Annotated in this window: 24 protein-coding genes and 1 pseudogene; 24 read left to right on the top strand and 1 reads right to left on the bottom strand. The window is 39.1% G+C overall.

What is annotated here, in order from left to right; translation table 11 throughout:
• The first annotated feature begins 100 nt into the window (after positions 1–100).
• The 17 genes from AC4HAJ_RS05325 to yhbY all read left to right on the top strand — a co-directional run bounded on the left by AC4HAJ_RS05325 (position 101) and on the right by yhbY (position 10,185).
• Positions 101–748, top strand: coding sequence for a TetR/AcrR family transcriptional regulator (locus AC4HAJ_RS05325; RefSeq protein ID WP_491079122.1), 648 nt, complete (start codon positions 101–103; stop codon positions 746–748).
• Positions 749–1,153: a hypothetical protein gene (locus tag AC4HAJ_RS05330; protein ID WP_491079123.1), complete on the top strand. Its 405-nt coding sequence runs from the start codon at positions 749–751 to the stop codon at positions 1,151–1,153.
• Positions 1,154–1,215: 62 nt separating this feature from the next.
• Positions 1,216–1,788, top strand: a complete 573-nt coding sequence (locus AC4HAJ_RS05335) for a hypothetical protein (protein WP_491079124.1) — start codon at positions 1,216–1,218, stop codon at positions 1,786–1,788.
• A 60-nt stretch (positions 1,789–1,848) separates the two neighbouring features.
• On the top strand, positions 1,849–2,232 hold the full coding sequence (locus AC4HAJ_RS05340; protein ID WP_491079125.1) for a hypothetical protein: 384 nt from the start codon (positions 1,849–1,851) through the stop codon (positions 2,230–2,232).
• A gap of 170 nt (positions 2,233–2,402) precedes the next feature.
• Positions 2,403–2,834: a hypothetical protein gene (locus AC4HAJ_RS05345; protein ID WP_491079126.1), complete on the top strand. Its 432-nt coding sequence runs from the start codon at positions 2,403–2,405 to the stop codon at positions 2,832–2,834.
• A gap of 114 nt (positions 2,835–2,948) precedes the next feature.
• A complete protein-coding gene (locus AC4HAJ_RS05350; RefSeq protein ID WP_491079127.1) occupies positions 2,949–3,335 on the top strand; it encodes a hypothetical protein in 387 nt (128 codons plus the stop codon).
• Between the two features lie 9 nt (positions 3,336–3,344).
• Positions 3,345–3,563, top strand: coding sequence for a hypothetical protein (locus AC4HAJ_RS05355; protein WP_491079128.1), 219 nt, complete (start codon positions 3,345–3,347; stop codon positions 3,561–3,563).
• Between the two features lie 75 nt (positions 3,564–3,638).
• A complete protein-coding gene (locus tag AC4HAJ_RS05360; RefSeq protein ID WP_491079129.1) occupies positions 3,639–4,028 on the top strand; it encodes a hypothetical protein in 390 nt (129 codons plus the stop codon).
• Positions 4,029–4,031: 3 nt separating this feature from the next.
• Positions 4,032–5,228 (top strand): alpha/beta hydrolase family protein, encoded by a 1,197-nt coding sequence (locus tag AC4HAJ_RS05365; RefSeq protein WP_491079130.1) that lies wholly within the window; start codon positions 4,032–4,034, stop codon positions 5,226–5,228.
• Complete coding sequence (locus AC4HAJ_RS05370) at positions 5,210–5,623, top strand: hypothetical protein (protein ID WP_491079131.1); 414 nt, start codon at positions 5,210–5,212, stop codon at positions 5,621–5,623. The genes AC4HAJ_RS05365 and AC4HAJ_RS05370 overlap by 19 nt, the downstream gene beginning before the upstream one ends.
• Entirely contained in the window at positions 5,623–6,057 is a 435-nt protein-coding gene (locus AC4HAJ_RS05375; RefSeq protein ID WP_491079132.1) for a hypothetical protein, read from the top strand. Before AC4HAJ_RS05370 ends, AC4HAJ_RS05375 begins: the two co-directional genes overlap by 1 nt.
• Positions 6,058–6,240: 183 nt before the next feature.
• Positions 6,241–7,134, top strand: a complete 894-nt coding sequence (locus tag AC4HAJ_RS05380; RefSeq protein WP_491079133.1) for a DUF3114 domain-containing protein — start codon at positions 6,241–6,243, stop codon at positions 7,132–7,134.
• Positions 7,135–7,252: 118 nt separating this feature from the next.
• Positions 7,253–7,399 (top strand): hypothetical protein, encoded by a 147-nt coding sequence (locus tag AC4HAJ_RS05385; RefSeq protein WP_491079134.1) that lies wholly within the window; start codon positions 7,253–7,255, stop codon positions 7,397–7,399.
• Positions 7,386–8,039, top strand: a complete 654-nt coding sequence (locus AC4HAJ_RS05390) for a DUF4230 domain-containing protein (protein WP_491079135.1) — start codon at positions 7,386–7,388, stop codon at positions 8,037–8,039. Before AC4HAJ_RS05385 ends, AC4HAJ_RS05390 begins: the two co-directional genes overlap by 14 nt.
• Before the next feature lie 167 nt (positions 8,040–8,206).
• On the top strand, positions 8,207–8,734 hold the full coding sequence (locus AC4HAJ_RS05395) for a YqeG family HAD IIIA-type phosphatase (protein WP_491079136.1): 528 nt from the start codon (positions 8,207–8,209) through the stop codon (positions 8,732–8,734).
• The gene (yqeH, locus tag AC4HAJ_RS05400) at positions 8,734–9,852 is read left to right on the top strand and encodes a ribosome biogenesis GTPase YqeH (RefSeq protein WP_491079137.1); all 1,119 of its coding nucleotides are present in this window, start codon (positions 8,734–8,736) and stop codon (positions 9,850–9,852) included. The genes AC4HAJ_RS05395 and yqeH overlap by 1 nt, the downstream gene beginning before the upstream one ends.
• Positions 9,853–9,876: 24 nt before the next feature.
• Complete coding sequence (gene yhbY / locus AC4HAJ_RS05405; RefSeq protein ID WP_491079138.1) at positions 9,877–10,185, top strand: ribosome assembly RNA-binding protein YhbY; 309 nt, start codon at positions 9,877–9,879, stop codon at positions 10,183–10,185.
• 58 nt (positions 10,186–10,243) lie between these two features.
• On the opposite strand, the gene AC4HAJ_RS05410 is transcribed toward yhbY, so the two are convergent.
• Positions 10,244–11,683 carry a DUF4153 domain-containing protein gene (locus tag AC4HAJ_RS05410; RefSeq protein ID WP_491079139.1) on the bottom strand — a complete coding sequence of 480 codons (1,440 nt, stop codon included), beginning with the start codon at positions 11,681–11,683 and terminating at the stop codon, positions 10,244–10,246.
• A gap of 233 nt (positions 11,684–11,916) precedes the next feature.
• Between AC4HAJ_RS05410 and AC4HAJ_RS05415 the strand changes: the two genes are divergently transcribed.
• From AC4HAJ_RS05415 to AC4HAJ_RS05445, 7 genes and pseudogenes are all read left to right on the top strand, one after another.
• Positions 11,917–12,549: a nicotinate-nucleotide adenylyltransferase gene (locus tag AC4HAJ_RS05415; protein ID WP_491079140.1), complete on the top strand. Its 633-nt coding sequence runs from the start codon at positions 11,917–11,919 to the stop codon at positions 12,547–12,549.
• Positions 12,549–13,145 (top strand): bis(5'-nucleosyl)-tetraphosphatase (symmetrical) YqeK, encoded by a 597-nt coding sequence (yqeK, locus tag AC4HAJ_RS05420; protein ID WP_491079141.1) that lies wholly within the window; start codon positions 12,549–12,551, stop codon positions 13,143–13,145. The genes AC4HAJ_RS05415 and yqeK overlap by 1 nt, the downstream gene beginning before the upstream one ends.
• Before the next feature lie 70 nt (positions 13,146–13,215).
• A complete protein-coding gene (gene rsfS / locus AC4HAJ_RS05425) occupies positions 13,216–13,569 on the top strand; it encodes a ribosome silencing factor (protein WP_491079142.1) in 354 nt (117 codons plus the stop codon).
• A 225-nt stretch (positions 13,570–13,794) separates the two neighbouring features.
• Positions 13,795–14,532, top strand: a complete 738-nt coding sequence (locus AC4HAJ_RS05430; protein ID WP_491079143.1) for a class I SAM-dependent DNA methyltransferase — start codon at positions 13,795–13,797, stop codon at positions 14,530–14,532.
• Between the two features lie 69 nt (positions 14,533–14,601).
• Positions 14,602–14,811, top strand: a pseudogene (locus AC4HAJ_RS05435) (hypothetical protein); the annotation flags it as partial.
• Between the two features lie 420 nt (positions 14,812–15,231).
• Positions 15,232–16,344, top strand: a complete 1,113-nt coding sequence (locus tag AC4HAJ_RS05440) for a nucleotidyltransferase (RefSeq protein WP_491079144.1) — start codon at positions 15,232–15,234, stop codon at positions 16,342–16,344.
• A 50-nt stretch (positions 16,345–16,394) separates the two neighbouring features.
• Positions 16,395–18,854 (top strand): DEAD/DEAH box helicase, encoded by a 2,460-nt coding sequence (locus AC4HAJ_RS05445; RefSeq protein ID WP_491079145.1) that lies wholly within the window; start codon positions 16,395–16,397, stop codon positions 18,852–18,854.
• The last annotated feature ends 86 nt before the right edge of the window (positions 18,855–18,940 follow it).

Raw genomic sequence — 18,940 nt, forward strand, 5'->3', positions numbered from 1 at the left:
GGACTTTTATTTCAAACTCTTTTTTCATTGACAAGAAGCTATTCAGTTACTATAATAAAAACAGACTATCAGTCTGTTTTTTGGGTTAGGAGTGATTGCAATGAAGCAAAAAGAAAAGTCTTTGCAGACTAAGGAAAAAATTATTGCTGCTGCGATGAATTTGTTTATTGAAAAAGGCTATCAGGCGGCGACTATGTCTGATATTGTTAAAAGAAGTGGCTTATCAAAAGGTGGAGTATATCATCAATTTGCTAGTAAAGAAGCCATTTTGGAGCAAGCTATGTCAGAAGAAGTTGCTAAAGTCACTCAATTTTTTGAAGAACTGAGTGCTGACCAAGAACGATCTGCTCAGCAGCGTTTGAGAGATTTGTTAGAGTTTTTTAGTCGGAAGCAGTCTCTTCAAGATTTATCTCATATTGATTGGGCAGAGAAAATACCTTTTGGTCTGCTCTTTACTCTTAGAAATACTCTACAAAATCTATCGACTTATGTTGGGACTATTATCGAACAGGGAAACCGACAGGGAGAATTTGCTTGTCCTTATCCTTTAGAGACAGCTAGTGTTTTTTTACTTTTAATTGATGTTTGGTTGGATCCTCTTATTGTGGGTAGGGATTTTTCAGTGGTTTGTAAAAAAATTGATTACATTGCTTATTTTTTAAAGATCAGTCAATTACCACTATTGTCTGAGGAGGATTGTGATTGTCTTAAAGAAACGGTACGTCCTTACTATATTGGAGGCAGTTAGATGAATAAATTTTTAAAAGTTACCTTTATCGTTGTTATTATAGCTATGGTCTCTGCTAGCTTGTTGCAATTATTTTTTCCAGAGTTTATGGGGAGACAGTCGGCTTATGGTATTTCTCATGGTTGGCAACGTGAGATAGCTTTTTGGGATTTGGCAGTTGTTATGATATTATTGGCTGTTCTCATTAAGTATGATGAATTTTATTTGAAGGCTATTTTATTAGCTTTAATTGTCGGAGGACTGGGGATTGGTAGTAATCATTTGTTGAGCTTTATTGCAGTTCCCTCTCGCTACATTAACTTGATAGGTGCTGTGGAAAACTATCTGTTAGTTTTAGCTTGGATGGTTGGCTGGAAATTAGAAAATAAAAAGAAGGGATCTGGTTTTGCCAAAGAGGGTGAGTAGCCTTTTCAGACTGACCGTTAATTGAAAAAATTCTTTATGACTAGGATATAGGAGAATTCATTATGAAGCATTTTGATCGTTTATCAAATATTAAGTTTCTAATGGTAGTGTTTTGGATTTTAATTTTATTAATTATTATAGGAATATCATTTACAAAATTTTCGTTCCTTCAGTCTCCTAATAAGATGATAAAGACTGAAAAATCAAATGATCAAAAATTTTTGGAAGAGCACGAGGATGATATTAAAAAACAAATTCTTGATCTCTTAGATCCGAGCCATCAGCATTTAACCTCTATTACTTTGGAAAATTCAACTGCAGAAGGTTATTACGATAATGGAGGGGACGTCGGTGGTAATTATCATATAAAATTTAAGGCTTATGCTAATCAGAAAAAATCCTATACCATTGATAGCGAGATTAATTTCCCAGATGCATCAATTCCTCCTTTTACTTTCAAATGGCCTAATCCCTATAAGGATAAGGGACAAGATATGACTAAGTGGGTGGTGACAGCTGAGCGTACTGATAGTAAAGATTGGCAGTGGAAAATAGATGAGGAAGAGAAGCAAGCAAAAGAAGAAGAGGCAAAGGAAGAAGCTGATCGGAAGGCAAGGCAGGCAGAACTTGATTAGAAAAAACCACTAGTTGAGCAGTGGTTGCAAATCCATGAAGCTAGCTTAAAAGCAAATCTGATGGCAGAAATTAATAAAGCGAATGGTAAAGCTGCAGATGAACTTGGTGAAATCTCGCGAATTAGTTTGTCGGAACTTGGTTATATAGATGACAGTACTGGTAATGGTGGGCTTTATCTTCAAATGTTTTTTAGTAAGATACCAAACGAAATGACTTATCCATTTTATGTGAATATTCATTTTAACAGTATTGGTCTGCAAGATTTATCAAAAGGTGGTTATATTTTCTCAACAGGAGCAGATCTAGGGCGTTATGATATTAGTGCTGACAAAACGAAAGCACCCCAGTTATATAAAAAACTTGATAAAATAGCTGATGGGGAAATAACTATAGATCTTAAGGAACCCAGTGAGCACAGCATTGAAATTGCTGATTTATCTTAAAAGTGAGTGCTTTCCTGTTCACTTATTATGGGCGCTGATGCTTAAATTTGTAGGAATAAAAAAAATAAGTATAAGGGTAGAGTTGAGTAGGGCTGTTCCATTCATAGGAATGGCTTTTTTTGCTATAATAAATAACATCTATTTATGATACTTTTAAGGAGATTGCTATTATGAAGTTATGGAAAAAATTGATTGACGATAAGTCCTTATTGACTTTGCTATTTATGATGTCATATTTTATCTGTTTTATAGCTTTATATTCTTGGAATGGTTCAATGATTATATTTATTAGCCTTTTCACTTTTGGGCTTCCTTTATTATTCTATGGATTTCCTTTTCTTAGTATTATCATGGCAGCAGGAGATAAAAAACGTACGATTATTATTGGTTATTTATCTAGTCTGACATCAGTTTTTTATTTAATTTTTGCCATTTCAGAGTACCCATTGAAGACGATAACTGATGAGGCTGGTCACGAAATGAGGCTAAGTGATTGGCATTATTTTACAATTATTACATCTATCATAATCTTTTTGCTAATGGCGACTTTGTTGTTTTACGTTAAAATGACTCATAGGAAAAATCATCAAAATGAGAAATAGCATGAGTACTGTCGATATTAAACGAGTCATTATTATTTAGGATAAAGTAATTTGTCCTATATCCTAAGCTAGTTAGGATTAGCTAGCTTAACTATAAGATAAATGGAGGTTTTCATGAAAACATGGAAAAAGTTGTTAGCGCTAAGCGCTGTTGGAATGGTATTAATTTTAGGAGGGTGTAGTATGTTTGGAAGTAAAGAGGAAGAAGTGACACATAAAAAAGAGCAGGATAGAGTAGCTAACTATCTGCTTGATCATTATGAGTTAACAAATGGTGAAACTATCAAGGAGATAGAGGTAACGGAGTTTCAGAAAATTGAAATGGCAGGCTTTTGGAGAATTACTACAAAGGTAAATGATAAATATAAAATTTCATTTTCAGAAGATAGATTGGGGGAGGAAATTACAACTTCTAATTACTCTTCTAACGAATTTAAAACACGAGAGAGTAAGGAAAATAAGCAGAGCTTATCTGACGTTGAGCTAATTTATCATGATTAAGGAGGAATTATGGCAACCGATAAAGAATATAATAAGATTGCTGAAGAAGTTTATAATGTTGATTCTGGAAAAGTGGATAACCCTGTCAAACAGGGTGACACTGTAGCAGAAGGTAAATACAAAGTCCTAGCAACCGAAGACAATTTATCTAACGGCATGCAGGCTATGGCAGTGGCGCCTGTAGATGAAAATGGGAACTTGGATCCTAGTGAAATCGTGATTGCCTAGTAGAAAATTGGCTTACCTTATGCCTTAAGCTAGTTAGAATTAGCTAGTTTAATTATAAGATAAACGGAGGTGTTCATGAAAACATGGAAAAAATTGTTAGCGCTGAGCGCTGTCGGAATAATATTAGTTTTAGGAGGGTGTAGTATGTTTGGAAGTAAAGAGGAAGAAATAACTAAAGAAGAACAAGATAGAATTGTTCAATATGTTGATGAACATATTGAATTAGTTGATGGAAAACCTATTAAAGATATTGAATTTATAGAGTTTAAATACGAAAAGCTCCCAGGAAGCTGGTGGATAACTGCAAAAATTAATAAAAAATATAAACTCTCACTGTCTGAAGGTGAAATTGGAGGACAAATAAGGACATCTCATTTTTCTCCTAAAGAACTTAAACAAAATAAAAATAAGAAGACAAAAACAGGAATTAACCAAATTAATATCATCTACTATGAGGAGAGATAAATTATGATTACTGATCAAGATTATAATGTTTTATCTGATGATGTTTATCGAGTAGACTCTGGAAAAACATCAGATACTATCAAAACTGGAGATATTGTTGGAGACGGTAACTACAAAGTCCTAGCAACCGAAGACAATTTATCTAACGGCATGCAGGCTATGGCAGTAGCTCCTATAGACGAAAACGGTAATCCTGATACCAGTCAAGTGGTGATTGCTTATGCAGGAACCAATGCTGGTGATGGTTTTAATAGAGATATCATAACGGATATTGAGTCAATCGGTCTGGGTAGCGATGGCTACTATGATCCGGGAGTTCGATCAGCTTCCCAATTTGAGACAGCTCAAGACTTTGCCAAGGATGTTGAAAAAAATTATCCTCATGCAGAGATTACGACGACCGGACACTCCTTGGGAGAATCGGTAGCCATGTATGTCGCCCTGGAACAAGATTATAACAATGTCGGTTTCAACGGTCCTGATATTCACAATCTGATCAGTGAGAAGCAAGTAGCTTATATGCAAAAACACCCTGAGCAATTTCGCAACTACCGCAATCCCAATGATGCTATCGGCAATATCACGGGTAACGAGACGGATACCGCCATCTATGTGGCTCGACAAGATAGTGGGATGATGGATGACCATGCTGTCACTCAGTGGCAATTTGATAAAGATGGAAATCTGGTTGATAAAAATGGCAATCAGGTCAGCGTGGGTGTCTTGGCAGAAGCTGGTATGAAGGAGTTTATGAAGACGACCTTTACAGCACAAAAGACTGCCCTATCTAAAGGCGGTCTGACAGGTCATGAAACTATTTTTCTGGACTATCTGGAAGCTAGCGCTGCGGCAGCCAGTCTAGCCATGGTGGCTCAAAATGGTGAGACTGTACTGGAGGGGGTTAAAGATACTGCTGTTAAAGAATTTGAAGACCTTTATAATACGACTAAGAAGCGTCCTGCCTCAGTCAATAAGCTGAGTATGGACGAGATCAAGGCAATCTATGAAGAAGAAGGCGTGACCTACCAGTCTATGGTGACTAAGCCCAAGGAGCATTTTGAGGGACGTCAGAAGTCTGTTGGTAAAATCCTGACCAAACTGTCAGATCTGAGCGGAAATATCGAGACGGGCTTGCAAGCCTTGGTGGCTGAGGATACTGGCTTAGGAGAGGAGATTAGTGCATGGACCGCTGGGATGTAGCACAGGCAAAGGTGCGCAAATATGAACTGCAGATCGAAGAGCTAGAAGATGATTACCGTGATCTTAAAAAAGAGATCGAGGAAGAAGAGAATGTCTATTATGAAAGGTTAAGCCAATTCCGTCATTTCACAGATATTAAGGTACAAGAGGCGATGGCTGATTTTCGACTAATGGAAATTGACGATTACTCCCCTTTTATGGATACGGTTGAAAGGATCACATTGGAGGTTGAAAATAGCTTTTCACAGATCTTTTATGATCTAGCGGATAAGAGAGACCAGCTTGATAAGGTTTATCGAAAAGCCTATCGCGAGGCAGATGAGAAGCTCAATCAGGCTTATGCCGAGAGGAGACAGGCGGATTATGAATCACGAGAGAAAGGAAAGAAACTGTAATGGGATGGTTAAAAGATACTTGGAACGCTGGAATAGATATGGCAGGAGATGCTTGGAATGCTGGAGTAGATATGGCAGGAGATGCTTGGAATGCTGGGACAGAAATGGTTACCGGTGTCGGGCGGACTAATATGGGTAATGTTGGGCTCGGTATAGGGCTTGGTGTTGCTACAGGAGACTATGAGTATGCTGAGAGGGAATATGAAAAGGGCATTGTCCGAGCTGCTGCTTCAAGAAAAAAGAAGAAATTAAAGGAGTTAAAGAGTGACAATGATGAGCGCTTTGATAGCGCTATTGAAGACATTTCATCTAGCTCATCGACGATTGGTGACCAGCTAGATGAGGATATTAAGGGGCAATTCTCAAAACAAATTAAAACAACCATTACGACAGAGACGACCAACTTAGGGAAGTTGGTCACAGGAGGAGATTAAGTCGTTCACAGTTATATATCTACTCCTGGCTATGATGGTGGCGGTACCTTATAATAGTAGTGTTAAAAACTGCTTGAATATGGCTGATATGACAGGACTGATCACGTCATAATTTGCGTAAACAGGGTCTTTGCGTCTCGATCATTTTCTCGTTATAATAAGAAAAAACTCAAGGGAGAGAGTATGTGTACCATAGGATCAACAGCCCATCGGCTACAATGGAAAACAGCTATTCAAACAAAGGCGCCAGAAGAGGTTTTATCAGCCCTGCTCGAACATATCGGCATGCCAGATGATCTTTCGGGTGAACTGGCAGAAAATCAGCGTCTAGTAGCTCAGTTTGATGGGGACTTAGCACCCCACGATCCCTTTTGGAAGGATCTGGCTAGATTGGTACGTCGGGTGATGAAGACAGCTGATTTTAGGGGAAAAACGGTCTTTAACCGTCGTCTCCATCAGCTGCGCTATGTCATCTCCTCCCAGCAAGCTCAGTATGTGCGCCGGCATTATAGGCTAGATTGCATGAGTGATCAGGAGGCTTTGATTGCTTATCTGAGTGCCAATCATCTAGCTCCCCGAATCTATGATAATGCTCGTCTCCATAATAAAAGGAGAGTTGAGGCTGGTTTGTTTCATTTTCCAGATCAGGAAGAGTCCTTTAACTTTAAGGTGCTGCTTGGGACAAGGACAGAGTTTATCCTGGACAGTAAGGGACGTTTTTTAAATGAGGTGGATGCTGAGGAAGTCAGGGATAATGGTATTATCAATGGAGCTAGTTTTAACTATGGCAATACGCCCTGGAGTCATGTTCGCTTGGACGTTTTGCCGATAGGGGTGCATGATCCAACCTTTCGAAAGAAAATAGCTAAGCCCTATAAAAATCCCAATCAGTTGGGGAAGATTCGCCTGGCACGCTTTTGGAAGGAGCGAAAAAATCCTGACTTTGAGCGCAGTTTTTACAATAAAACAGGGGGATACGCTAGGAGTGGAGATTCTTTAGCCAAACTTGTTAAAGGGGTTAAAAAAGATTTTAAACGTACCTATCGTCAGTCTAAAAATAAGAAGAGCCAGAAGTAGATTCTGGCTTTTTGAGTATCCTTAAACCTTAATGAAACATAGTTGTTACACTATTGATAAATTAAATGTGTTTTTATATAATTATTTTGTAAAATTAGATTAGAGATTGGTTTGTTTTATGAAAAAAATTATTTTACCTATTTTACTGATCCTTATTGGTATAGGTTTATCTTTTTTAAATCCTTGGATTGGTATGGCTATTGTTTTTATTGGTATTTTTTTAGCCGCTGTGATTGTTAAAGGAGGGAGAAATGGTGAAAATTAGACGTTCGTCACCTTCGAGGAAGGTGAAACGATTTTTTAAACTAAATTGGAAATACTTTTCAACTTTAGCTATTTTTATAGTTGTCAGCCTTTGTCTTGTCTATTATATTGGACGTAAAAGTGCCACACAGTCAACTAAATCTACTCAAAGCTATTCTTCTGTTACCTCCATTGAAAAGGTTCAGCAAACCGTCTTTTTAGATGTTGGTATTCAAAAAATAGTCACATCGAAGGAAACGACTAAGGTCCTTTTTACAGATTGGGATATTCCATTTTCTGAGAAGGAAGCTATTATTATTCTCAACTATAAGGCTAAATTTGGTATCAAGCAGCCGGTTCAGATAGATGAAAAGAAGGGACATCTCTATGAGGTTACCCTCCCTAAATTTGATGTTATTGGGTTTGAACTTGATAAGAATCACCCGTATCAATTATATGATAAGTCTGGCGGTTTACTGAGTTATTCAACCGAGGATGTTGATACTGGAAAAATTGTAGCAGATAGCCTTTCTAATAAGGAGCAGAAGGAATACTTGAAGAACTATCAGAATCTCGTTAAGGATTCTGCCAAAGCTTATTACAAGCAACTAATGACATCGATTGACGAGAAGGCAAAGGTTAGTGTCAAGTTTCAAGAGTAACCGTCACCTATTTTCCATTATTATAAGTAAGAATTTAATCCTTTTGAGTATGATGTCTGCTGACTCGTCTCAAAGGGATTTTTTGCTGTGGTTGGCTTCTTTTTGTCCCTCTATCTTGGTTGAAAATATGCTATAATGAGGAGAACTATCATATTTTGGAGAAAGTTGTGAGTATTGAAGATTATCTACCCACCTTTGCGGTGGAAGCTGTTTATGATTTGAAGCCTGAGAGTTTGCGCAAGCATGGGATTGGGGCTGTTTTGGTGGATTTGGATAATACCCTGATTGCTTGGAACAACCCCGATGGCACCCCTGAGCTTAGGGAATGGTTAGATGCGATGACAGAAGCTGATATTCCTGTGGTAGTGGTATCTAATAATAAGGCTGAACGTGTTCAAAGGGCTGTTGAGCCCTTCCATGTTGATTTTGTCAGCCGTGCGATGAAACCTTTTACGCGTGGGATTAATATGGCTATTAAACGCTATGGTTTTGATCGCAGTGAGGTTGTCTTGGTTGGTGATCAGCTCATGACCGATATTAGGGCCAGTCATCGTGCGGGTATCCGCTCTATCTTGGTTAAGCCTTTGGTCGAGTCGGATGCATGGAATACAAAGTTCAACCGGGCAAGAGAGCGTCGTGTGATGCGCAAGATCGCTGCTAAATACGGTGAGATTACTTACAAAAAGGAAATTTAATGGAAGAGTTATTTTGTATCGGCTGCGGTGCTAAAATTCAGACTGAGGATAAGGAAGCCGTAGGCTACACCCCCCAATCCAGTATTGCTAAGGCTGAAGAGAGCGGTGAGCTCTATTGTCAGCGCTGTTTTCGGCTGCGTCACTACAATGACATCGTTGATGTCAACATCACGGATGATGAGTTTCTCCAGCTTCTTCATGAAGTGGGAGACAGTCAGGCACTAGTGGTCAATGTGGTTGACATCTTTGATTTTAATGGCTCTGTTATTCCAGGTCTTAGTCGTTTCGTCTCTGGCAATGATGTGCTTTTGGTCGGTAACAAAAAGGATGTCTTGCCTAAATCTGTGAAGGATGGCAAGGTTACCCAGTGGCTGCGTGAGCGTGCTCATGAGGAGGGCTTGCGTCCAGTAGATGTCTTACTGACCAGTGCTCAAAATCATCAGGCTATCAAGGAATTGATCGAACGCATTGAAGATCTTCGTGCTGGTCGAGATGTTTACGTGGTGGGTGTGACCAATGTTGGTAAGTCAACCCTGATCAATGCGATCATCAGAGAGATCACTGGGGATAAGGATGTGATTACGACCTCACGCTTTCCTGGAACGACCCTTGATAAAATCGAGATCCCGCTGGATGACGGCAGCTATATCTTTGATACACCGGGGATTATCCATCGTCACCAGATGGCGCACTATTTGAGTGCCAAGGATCTCAAGTATGTCAGTCCCAAAAAGGAAATCAAGCCTAAAACCTATCAGCTCAATGCTGGGCAGACGCTTTTTTTGGGAGGTCTAGCTCGCTTTGATTTTGCCCGAGGAGATAGACAAGGCATTACGGCATACTTTGATAATAATCTAAAGATTCATCGTACCAAACTCGATGGGGCAACAGCCTTTTATGACAAGCATAAGGGTGGCTTGTTGACACCGCCGCAGGCCAAGGATGTGACAGATTTTCCAAGGCTAGTCGCTCATGAGTTTACCATCAAGGATAAGATGGATATCGTCTATTCGGGTCTGGGTTGGATCCGGATTAAGGCGACAGCTGAAAATCCGGTGTCAGCTGTGGGTTGGGCACCCGAAGGGGTTGGGGTTGTTGTCCGCAAGGCGCTAATTTAAAAAAGAAAAGATGAGGAATCTAACATGTTGACATCCAAACAAAGGGCTTATCTCAATAGTCAAGCGCATGCCATGAAACCGATCGTACAAATCGGTAAGAACGGGCTCAATGATCAGATTAAAACTAGCGTCCGCAATGCTTTAGATGCGCGTGAATTGATCAAGGTTAAGCTGCTTCAAAATACTGATGAGAATATTCATGAAGTGGCAGAAATCTTGGAAGTAGAAATTGGTGCGGATTCTGTAGCTAAGACTGGTCGTATCTTGACCCTGTATAAAAAATCAGCTAAAAAAGAGAATCGCAAAATTTCGCAAAAACTCTTAGAACTCTAATAGATCAAAACCGCCTGCTTTAGATAAAGCAGGCGGTTTTAGTTATGTGTTTTTAAAATCATAGGAAAAAGGTGTAGATGAGGCTAGCTAGAGTGAAGCTAGTCAGTGCATAGATAAAACCAATGCGAATGGCTTGGATAGGTTTGTGCAGGCGGATGAGAATTAAGAGGCACCAGACTAAAAGAACGAGAATGAACCATCCAGATAGCAAGCGCAGCTCTGTCAAACCATAACTGGCAATGTAGATTCCAAAGAGTTTCCAAGCAGCTAGTAGGGCGAAGAGGCTTGAAAAGATAAAGAGAAGGCTGAGAAGTATCCGATCCGTAGATCTGTTTTGCAGGGGATTTTTTGTCAGGAAGTAAAAGGCAACAAGGACTGCAAAATTGACCAGGGCTACACGAACGAGCTGCCAAAATCCTGAAACTGCAGTTGTTGATACTTGATAGGGTGCTATATTTTGATCGGAGAGGAGGCTCCCTAGCTCACTGAGAGCCACACTAAAGAAAAGCGTGTATATCAGGCAAAGACTTACGATAATAATATAGGCTGTGTAGTTGGGGAAAATGCGGTAGGCTTTAACTTCCTTTTCAAAATCTTGGTAACTGATTTTTTGAGAGGAATCACTGAGGAAGCTGCCTGCTATTTGACCAAATAACCACAGACTGGTTGGTATAGTGAGTATGACATAGATCCAAGCTTGTTCGGACATAGGAATATGCTGGATCATATTTGCCAGAGAGATTCGAATGGCGTAGGTTGTTTGGGCAAAGCGAGTGGATACGGTATTGAGTTGGCTCCATACAAATCCTACCAGTAGGCAGGCAACCAGCAGACTTCCTAAAACTAAGAGCCAATTCTTAGGCTCTGTTTCAGAGTCAGCGTGTTCGAGGTCTTCATCTTTTTTTGACTGGAAGGCCAGTGTCTGTAGCTGCAAGCTGATATTTTTCAAGGGGAAGATGAAACTGGACTGGCGCCAGACATGTCCTATCAGGATACCAATACGTCCTTGGAAAAGCCAGCCAGTGCGTGCACTGATGTAGAGAGCCATACTGACTTGCAGTGCTACAAGTTGGAAGAAGCCAAATTCATTTGGTAAAGCAGAATGGGAGAAGCCAGCTAATCGGCTTAGGGATAGTGCTTGTAAGATGATCAAGATTATTAGGATGAGGGAATCAATCCGAGTGCCTTTTTCCTTTAAACTAGCGTAGGTCTTTCCCATGATATGGCAGAGGTATTCAAAGAGAACCAGTATCCCTAGAGTGCTATAGAGGAAGTAGGGAGACTGGAAGTGACCAATGTGGTCTAAAAAACCTAAGACTAAAAGATAGGCTAAAGGAAGGCTGACCATGGCAGCTAATTTAAAGCCTTGGATCTGCACTGGTGTTAAGGTGATGAGCTTTTCCTTGGCTGTGAGAGGTGGCAGCTGTTCATCAGCTATTATCTCTTCTGTTTCTTGCTGAGATGTTTGCAAGGTTGTTAGGGTTTCTTTTTCTTTCATATGTGATCTCCTTTACTTATAAAAATTATCAAAAAAATTAATAATGGGCAATTAAAAAAGTCGGTTGGTGTGATAGAAAGGAGATGATATTAAAGAAAAATTTTTTGCTGTTTTTGAATTTTTGGGGAGGATAAAATCAGTGGAGGAGGTCTCCGTATAGACCTTGGTTCCAACTTTTTCTTTACCCTTATTTGTGCTATAATGAAGGTCATTAAAGCTAGGAGGAGGATGCTATGGCTCTGGATTTAGTCACTCCCTTTACCAAGGTAGAGCTGGAGGAAAAGGTCGAAGAAACTGGTCGCAAACAGGTTGGTATTCTAGGTGGTAATTTTAACCCTGTCCACAATGCTCATCTGTTGGTCGCTGACCAGGTCCGTCAGCAGCTATGTTTGGACGAGGTTCTTCTCATGCCGGAATTCACCCCTCCTCATGTTGATAAGAAAGAGACGATTGATGAAAAACACCGTCTCAATATGCTCATGTTGGCTATCAATGGTATCGAAGGTTTGGATATCGAGACGATTGAGCTGGAACGCCAAGGCATTAGCTACACCTATGATACGATGAAGTATCTGACGGAGAAGAATCCCGATACGGATTATTACTTTATCATCGGGGCGGATATGGTGGAATATCTTCCTAAGTGGCACCGCATTGACGAGTTGGTTGAGCTGGTGCAGTTTGTTGGGGTGCAGCGTCCTAAGTATAGGGTTGGAACGTCTTATCCGGTTATCTGGGTTGATGTGCCTCTAATGGATATTTCCTCAACGAGTGTGCGTGACTTGATTAAGGCTGGCCATACCCCCAACTTTATGGTGCCTCAGTCAGTCTTAGCCTATATCAAGAAAGCGGGGCTCTATCGCTGATGTATCAAGATTATATTGGTTTTGGCTATGATCGAGACGGACTTCTGTCTCTTATGGCATCAAGACTCAGTCAGAAGCGTTTTCAACATTGTCTAGGTGTGGAAAACTCAGCTATGACATTAGCTAGGCAAAATGGTTATGATCCTGAAAAAGCAGGTTTAGCAGGCCTCCTCCATGACTATGCCAAGGAACTCTCTGATGAGGAGTTTCTGGCTCTGATTGACAAGTATAGTTTGGATCCAGACTTGAAAAACTGGGGCAATAATATTTGGCATGGCAAGGTCGGTATTTATAAGATTCAGGAAGATCTAGGGATAACAGATTCTGAAATCCTAGCTGCTATTGAAGATCATACGACAGGAAGCAAGGATATGAGTGTCTTAGCTAAGATTGTCTATGTAGCTGACTATATCGAAGACAATCGTCATTTCCCAGGCGTTGAAGAAGCGCGTCAACTGGCCGAAGTATCTTTGGATAAGGCTGTTGCCTATGAAACAGCCCATACCATTGAGCATTTGGCTCATCAAGCTGTCCCCATCTATCCACAGACCATTGAGACCTACAATGCTTATGTCAATTATTTGAAGGAGACCTAGATGGTGGAGACCAGGAGCTGTTTTAAGTTTTGGTTCTAGGGAATTATTTGATTAAAGGAAATAAAAATTAATGACTAAAGATGAATTATTGAAAATTGTTGTAGAGGCCGCAGATGAAAAGCGGGCTGAGGATATTGTGGCTTTGGACTTGGCGGGTTTGACCAGCTTGACCGATTATTTTGTGATTATGAGTGCTATGAATAGCCGTCAGCTGGAGGCTATTTCGGATAATATCCGTGAAAAGGTCAAAGAAGCTGGTGGTGATGCTAGCCATATTGAGGGAGATAATAAAACAGGGTGGCTGCTTCTTGATCTCAATGATGTGGTTGTTCATATCTTTACTGGAGAGGCACGTGAGCACTACAATCTGGAAAAACTCTGGCACGAAGCACCAATGGTGGATGTATCAGAATACTTAGCGTAAACGAGAACCTTGCCGCCGGGCAAGGTTTTTGAACAACTGAATGGAAAGTATTAGCGACCGTAGGTCGCCTGTTAAGATATTGTCCTCCGCAGTAAGAGTCCTATAACCGTTCATGGTTATAGGACGGCGGAAACTTCAAGACTTTGACTTGAAGTTTAGTAATGGAACCAAAGGTTCGCTTACGTCCGTACTGCTTAAGGACAATATCAAAAAAAGAAAAAGACTATGGAAAAAAATTACGAAAAATTTGCTTCCGTCTATGACAGTATCATGGATGATTCACTTTATGATCAATGGACGGACTTTTCGCTGCGCCATTTTCCAAAGGGCAGGAAAAAGCTGCTAGAGTTGGCTTGTGGGACAGGGATTCAGTCGGTTCATTTTGCGCAGGCTGGCTTTGAAGTGACAGGCTTTGACCTCAGTCAGGAGATGCTGGATCTTGCTAAAAAGCGGGCGACATCTGCTAAGCAAAGGATCAATTTCCAGCAGGGGAACATGCTGGATCTCTCTGGTCTTGGGACATTCGATTTTGTGACCTGTTATTCGGACTCGCTCTGCTATTTACAAGATGAAGTGGAGGTAGGGGACACTTTTCAGGAGGTTTATAATCACCTCAATGACGGTGGGATCTTTATCTTTGATGTTCACTCAACTTACCAGATTGATGAGGCCTTTCCGGGCTATTCCTATCATGAAAATGCGGAAGAGTTTGCTATGGTTTGGGATAGTTATGAGGACGAGGCGCCTCACTCCATCGTACATGAGTTAACCTTTTTTATTCAGGATGAGGATGGTCGATTTACCCGCTTTGACGAAGTTCACGAAGAGCGCACCTACGAGCTTCTCACCTACGATGTCTTATTGGAACAAGCTGGTTTTAAAGAGGTCAAGGTCTATGCGGACTTTGAAGACAAAGAGCCGACAGCAACCAGCAAAAGATGGTTCTTTTTGTGTGAGAAGTAGGGAGGAACAGTTATGAAGGATTTGGCTTTTGTCATAGGCTTGGCGTTAGCGGGCATTGATCCTGTTGGCATGATATTGCTGGTGACCATGCAGGCAGTAGGTTTACCTCTTAAAAAAGTCTATCTTTTTGGTGGCTTAATCCTGTTTGGAACAGCTTTGCTAGGTTTCAGTTTATCACTCATATTGGGTAATGGGATATCTAATCTAGCACAAGCCCTTGGTCAACTTCCTGATAGAGTATGGGTTTGGATTTATTTGGTGCTTATTGCTGTTTTAATAGCTTGGGGTATCAAACGTCTGCTGGCAATAGAAGATCTGGGCAATCAAAATAGTCAAAAGAATAGCAAGGGAATCTACGCAGCAGCTCTCTTCGTGATTTCCACAGCCATTATGGATCCAACTTTTTTAGCCGTGCTAGCCTTGTCCGGTCAAGTTAATAATACTCTCTTATCGCTGCTCTACAATCTTCTCTGGGTACTCATCAGCCAAAGTCCGTTATTCTTGCTGATTTTAGCTGTTATGTGCAACAAACATCATGTCTTTATTGGTAAATTTAATGCTTTCTATAAAAGATATCGGCAACCTATCAGATGTGGTATAACAGGAATGATTTTTTTATCAGCTATTATCTTGATAACTGATTTATCATCTTATTGTTTTTTAGATAGCTGGCTTTTAGGCTAAAATGGAGGAAACCTCATGACCGCAACAGGCATTATCGCTGAATTCAATCCCTTTCACAATGGGCACAAGTATCTGTTGGATCAGGCAGAAGGTGTCAAGATCATTGCTATGTCTGGTAATTTTGTCCAGCGGGGTGAGCCTGCCCTTATTGATAAGTGGACAAGGGCGCAGATGGCTTTAGAAAGCGGTGCTGACTTAGTGATTGAGCTGCCGTTTTTGGTGTCGGTTCAGTCAGCTGATTATTTTGCTCGGGGGGCTGTGGATATATTGGCACGATTGGGCATTGATCAGTTGGTCTTTGGAACTGAGGAAGCTCTGGATTATCAAGCTATTTCAGATATTTATGCAGCTAAGGGGGCTGAGATGGAGACCTTTCTTTCCCAGTTACCTGACAGTCTGTCTTATCCCCAGAAGACCCAGAACATGTGGGAAAAGTTTGCGGGTGTAGATTTTTCTGGAAATACTCCTAATCATATTCTGGGTCTAGCTTATGCCAAGGCTTGCGCAGCCTACGGTATCAAACTAGCGCCTATTTCGCGCATTGGAGCAGGCTATCATTCCGAAAGCAAGCGAGAGCAAATTGCCTCAGCCACTGCTATTCGTAAACATTTGAATGATCGAGAATTTTTAGGGAAAACCATGCCTGATCCTCAGCTCTTAGAGCAGACAACGAAGGTCAACTGGGCGAATTATTTTCCTCTACTCAAGTATCAAATTATGACAAATCTTGATCTGACCGCTATTTTTCAGGTCAATGAGGAGCTGGCTAGCCGAATCAAAGAGGCTATTAAGACGGCGGTTAACTTTGATGATTTGGTGGATAGGGTGGTGACCAAACGCTACACTAAGGCGCGGGTGCGACGTATTCTTACCTATATTTTGGTCAATGCTAAAGAAACAGCCTTACCAGAAGAGATCCATGTCTTGGGCTTCACACAGAAAGGTCAGCAACATCTCAAGTCCGTGAAAAAATCTGTGGAAATGACCGCTCGTATCGGTGCCAAACCGTGGGACGCCATGACCCAGCAAGCCGACAGAGTCTATCAACTAGGCGGCTCAGATATTCAGGAACAAAACTGGGGGCGGGTGCCGATTATTATAAAAAAAATTGGTTTGTATAGTAAGTAAATTAATTAATTATGCTATAGTGATATAAAATTGATAGTGGTGATGAAATCATGAAAGAAGATTTAAATAGTCTAATATTTATCAAAGGTAAAGATAAAACTTCTCAGGTTTTGGATTATAAGTTTGAAAGTGATGGAAGAATTTTAGTAACTCATACTAATGGAGAGTCCTATTCATACAATAGTCAAAATATTGAGATTTATAGATATTACGGTGAGTTAAGTACGGACAACTTAAGATATGCTAGAAGAGGGTATAATTTTTATAATAATGTATCTGTTGTAAAGCGATATATATGTGGTAATAAAGCTAAAATTCTTTTTACATTTACTAATTCTAATAAAAAAGCCATAGTAGATGAAGCAGATTTACAAGTTGAAGAGTCTTTTTTTAAGAATGAAGAAGCAGGTAAAGTATTTAATTATTTAAAAGAGTTGTCTAAGTTGAGTGAAATAAAGAATGATGAAACAAGTCTTTTAGAAAACTATTATAAAAAGATTAACTTTTTGTCAAAAGATACAGTTCTTTCCAATTTTTTAAATCCTAAGTTAGAGCATCAGTGTAGAAATGTAGAAAATTTAATTTTCCCATTTGGTTGTAATAGAAGTCAGCGTGAAGCAACTAAAAATGCGATGGAGAATCAAATTAGTATTATTCAAGGGCCACCTGGAACAGGAAAAACACAGACTATCTTAAATATACTTTCCAATATTATTCTCCAAGAAAAAACTGCCCTTGTTGTTTCAAACAATAATTCAGCTATTGAAAATATTCGAGAAAAGCTTGAGGAATCAGATTATAGATTAGATTTTTTATCAGCTTTTTTAGGGAAAGCAGAAAATAAGAGTCGTTTTATGGAGGAACAATTAGAAGTTTATCCAAATTACTTACCAGAAGTAGCAATAGAGGAAAATAGTAAATATAGCGATTTTAATGTGTTAGCAAAACTTTTTGAGAATAGAGAACGAATTGCTGCATTAAAATATGAAATATCTACTATAGAAATTGAGTATGAACATTTCAAAGATTTTTTAAAATTAAATCATTTTTCAGATATTGAACTAGGTAGTATTTCAGCTCAAAAATTTCTTGATTTATTAGCAGATTGTGAGAACCATTATAATTCAGACAAAAAGCTTGGATTATTTTTTAAGATAAAGAGCTATTTTAAATACAAGATTCGAGATTGGTCATTTTACGAGCAAGAGTATTCAGAGCTAACGGCAACTGTTCAAAAACATTTTTATGAGCAAAAAATTAAAGAGTTAAATAGTGAATTAAGAATTTTAGAAGACAAATATAATAAGTCTAATGGTGATGAAAGGCTTGAATTATTAATTGGAGAATCAAAATCGGTATTAAAATCTTTCTTATCCAAACAATATAAAGCTGGTGAAGCACGTCAAGTATTTACTCAAAATGAGTTGAAATATTTTAAAGGTTCTAAGCAATTTTTAAAAGATTATCCGATTGTTTTAAGTACAACCTTTTCAGCCAAGTCCAGTTTGAACAAAGATATTATTTATGATTACTTGATTATAGACGAAGCTTCCCAAGTTGATATTGTAACAGGTGCGTTGGCACTTTCTTGTGCAAAAAATGTAGTTGTGGTAGGAGATAGTCAGCAGTTATCAAATATTGTTACGAAGGAAATGAGAGATAAAACCGAGAAGATTAGGAAAGAGTATCGTATTGGACCGACTTATAGTTTTAAAAACAGTTTTCTTGAAACTATGATTTCTCTTTTTCCAGAAGCAAAACAGACATTACTCCAAGAACATTATCGATGTCATCCTAAGATTATTCAATTTTGTAATCAAAAGTTTTATAACGGGGAACTTTTAGCAATGACTGAGGATCATAATGAGACGGATGTTTTAATAGTTCATAAATCAGTTGAGGGAAATCATGCTCGTCAACATACCAATCAGAGAGAATTAGATATTATTAAACAAGAAATTATTGATAAATATCATTTAAACGCCAACAATACAGGGATTATAGCACCTTACAGAAATCAAGTTAATCTTTTAAGACAACAGTTAAATACTTACTCAAGCGATACTGTGCATAAATTTCAAGGACGTGAGGATGATACAATGATTATTACCACAGTTGATAACCAAATTACTCGTTTTACTGATGATCCTCATCTTTTGAATGTTGCTATTTCTCGAGCTAAGAATAAGTTAATTTTAGTTACTTCTGGAAATAAGCAGAAATCTGGGAAAAATATCAGTGATCTGCTTGGTTACATAAAGTATCAAAATTTTGATGTAAAAGACAGTCAAATTTGTTCGATTTTTGATTACCTTTATAAGCAATATGAGGAAAGAAGAAAAGAATATTTAAAGAGCAGAGCAAAAATATCACGATTTGATTCAGAAAATTTAATGTTTGCTTTGTTACAAGATTTATTAATTGATTATCCTACATTAGGTGTATTGTCATATTATCCATTAAATAAATTAGACACATTGTCAAGTCAAGTGCAACAAGTTCGTGGATAGACTAGGATCCCATTGATTAGGCTGTTTGGGCTAGCCCAAACAGAAATTTTGCTGTTTTGTAATGATGAAGTCGTCTAGGTCTCTCG

It is taken from the genome of Streptococcus sp. ALY_211 (genome assembly GCF_058314555.1).

Bases quoted from the DNA above. Each gene is read 5' to 3' on its own strand.
- AC4HAJ_RS05360 (WP_491079129.1), top strand. From the start codon at position 3,639: ATGAAAACATGGAAAAAATTGTTAGCGCTGAGCGCTGTCGGAATAATA.
- AC4HAJ_RS05430 (WP_491079143.1), top strand. From the start codon at position 13,795: ATGGAAAAAAATTACGAAAAATTTGCTTCCGTCTATGACAGTATCATG.
- AC4HAJ_RS05415 (WP_491079140.1), top strand. From the start codon at position 11,917: ATGGCTCTGGATTTAGTCACTCCCTTTACCAAGGTAGAGCTGGAGGAA.
- AC4HAJ_RS05365 (WP_491079130.1), top strand. From the start codon at position 4,032: ATGATTACTGATCAAGATTATAATGTTTTATCTGATGATGTTTATCGA.
- yqeH (WP_491079137.1), top strand. From the start codon at position 8,734: ATGGAAGAGTTATTTTGTATCGGCTGCGGTGCTAAAATTCAGACTGAG.
- AC4HAJ_RS05330 (WP_491079123.1), top strand. From the start codon at position 749: ATGAATAAATTTTTAAAAGTTACCTTTATCGTTGTTATTATAGCTATG.
- yhbY (WP_491079138.1), top strand. From the start codon at position 9,877: ATGTTGACATCCAAACAAAGGGCTTATCTCAATAGTCAAGCGCATGCC.
- AC4HAJ_RS05335 (WP_491079124.1), top strand. From the start codon at position 1,216: ATGAAGCATTTTGATCGTTTATCAAATATTAAGTTTCTAATGGTAGTG.
- AC4HAJ_RS05375 (WP_491079132.1), top strand. From the start codon at position 5,623: ATGGGATGGTTAAAAGATACTTGGAACGCTGGAATAGATATGGCAGGA.
- AC4HAJ_RS05410 (WP_491079139.1), bottom strand. From the start codon at position 11,683: ATGAAAGAAAAAGAAACCCTAACAACCTTGCAAACATCTCAGCAAGAA.
- AC4HAJ_RS05325 (WP_491079122.1), top strand. From the start codon at position 101: ATGAAGCAAAAAGAAAAGTCTTTGCAGACTAAGGAAAAAATTATTGCT.
- AC4HAJ_RS05370 (WP_491079131.1), top strand. From the start codon at position 5,210: ATGGACCGCTGGGATGTAGCACAGGCAAAGGTGCGCAAATATGAACTG.
- rsfS (WP_491079142.1), top strand. From the start codon at position 13,216: ATGACTAAAGATGAATTATTGAAAATTGTTGTAGAGGCCGCAGATGAA.
- AC4HAJ_RS05385 (WP_491079134.1), top strand. From the start codon at position 7,253: ATGAAAAAAATTATTTTACCTATTTTACTGATCCTTATTGGTATAGGT.
- yqeK (WP_491079141.1), top strand. From the start codon at position 12,549: ATGTATCAAGATTATATTGGTTTTGGCTATGATCGAGACGGACTTCTG.
- AC4HAJ_RS05350 (WP_491079127.1), top strand. From the start codon at position 2,949: ATGAAAACATGGAAAAAGTTGTTAGCGCTAAGCGCTGTTGGAATGGTA.
- AC4HAJ_RS05445 (WP_491079145.1), top strand. From the start codon at position 16,395: ATGAAAGAAGATTTAAATAGTCTAATATTTATCAAAGGTAAAGATAAA.
- AC4HAJ_RS05380 (WP_491079133.1), top strand. From the start codon at position 6,241: ATGTGTACCATAGGATCAACAGCCCATCGGCTACAATGGAAAACAGCT.
- AC4HAJ_RS05340 (WP_491079125.1), top strand. From the start codon at position 1,849: ATGGCAGAAATTAATAAAGCGAATGGTAAAGCTGCAGATGAACTTGGT.
- AC4HAJ_RS05440 (WP_491079144.1), top strand. From the start codon at position 15,232: ATGACCGCAACAGGCATTATCGCTGAATTCAATCCCTTTCACAATGGG.
- AC4HAJ_RS05390 (WP_491079135.1), top strand. From the start codon at position 7,386: ATGGTGAAAATTAGACGTTCGTCACCTTCGAGGAAGGTGAAACGATTT.
- AC4HAJ_RS05345 (WP_491079126.1), top strand. From the start codon at position 2,403: ATGAAGTTATGGAAAAAATTGATTGACGATAAGTCCTTATTGACTTTG.
- AC4HAJ_RS05355 (WP_491079128.1), top strand. From the start codon at position 3,345: ATGGCAACCGATAAAGAATATAATAAGATTGCTGAAGAAGTTTATAAT.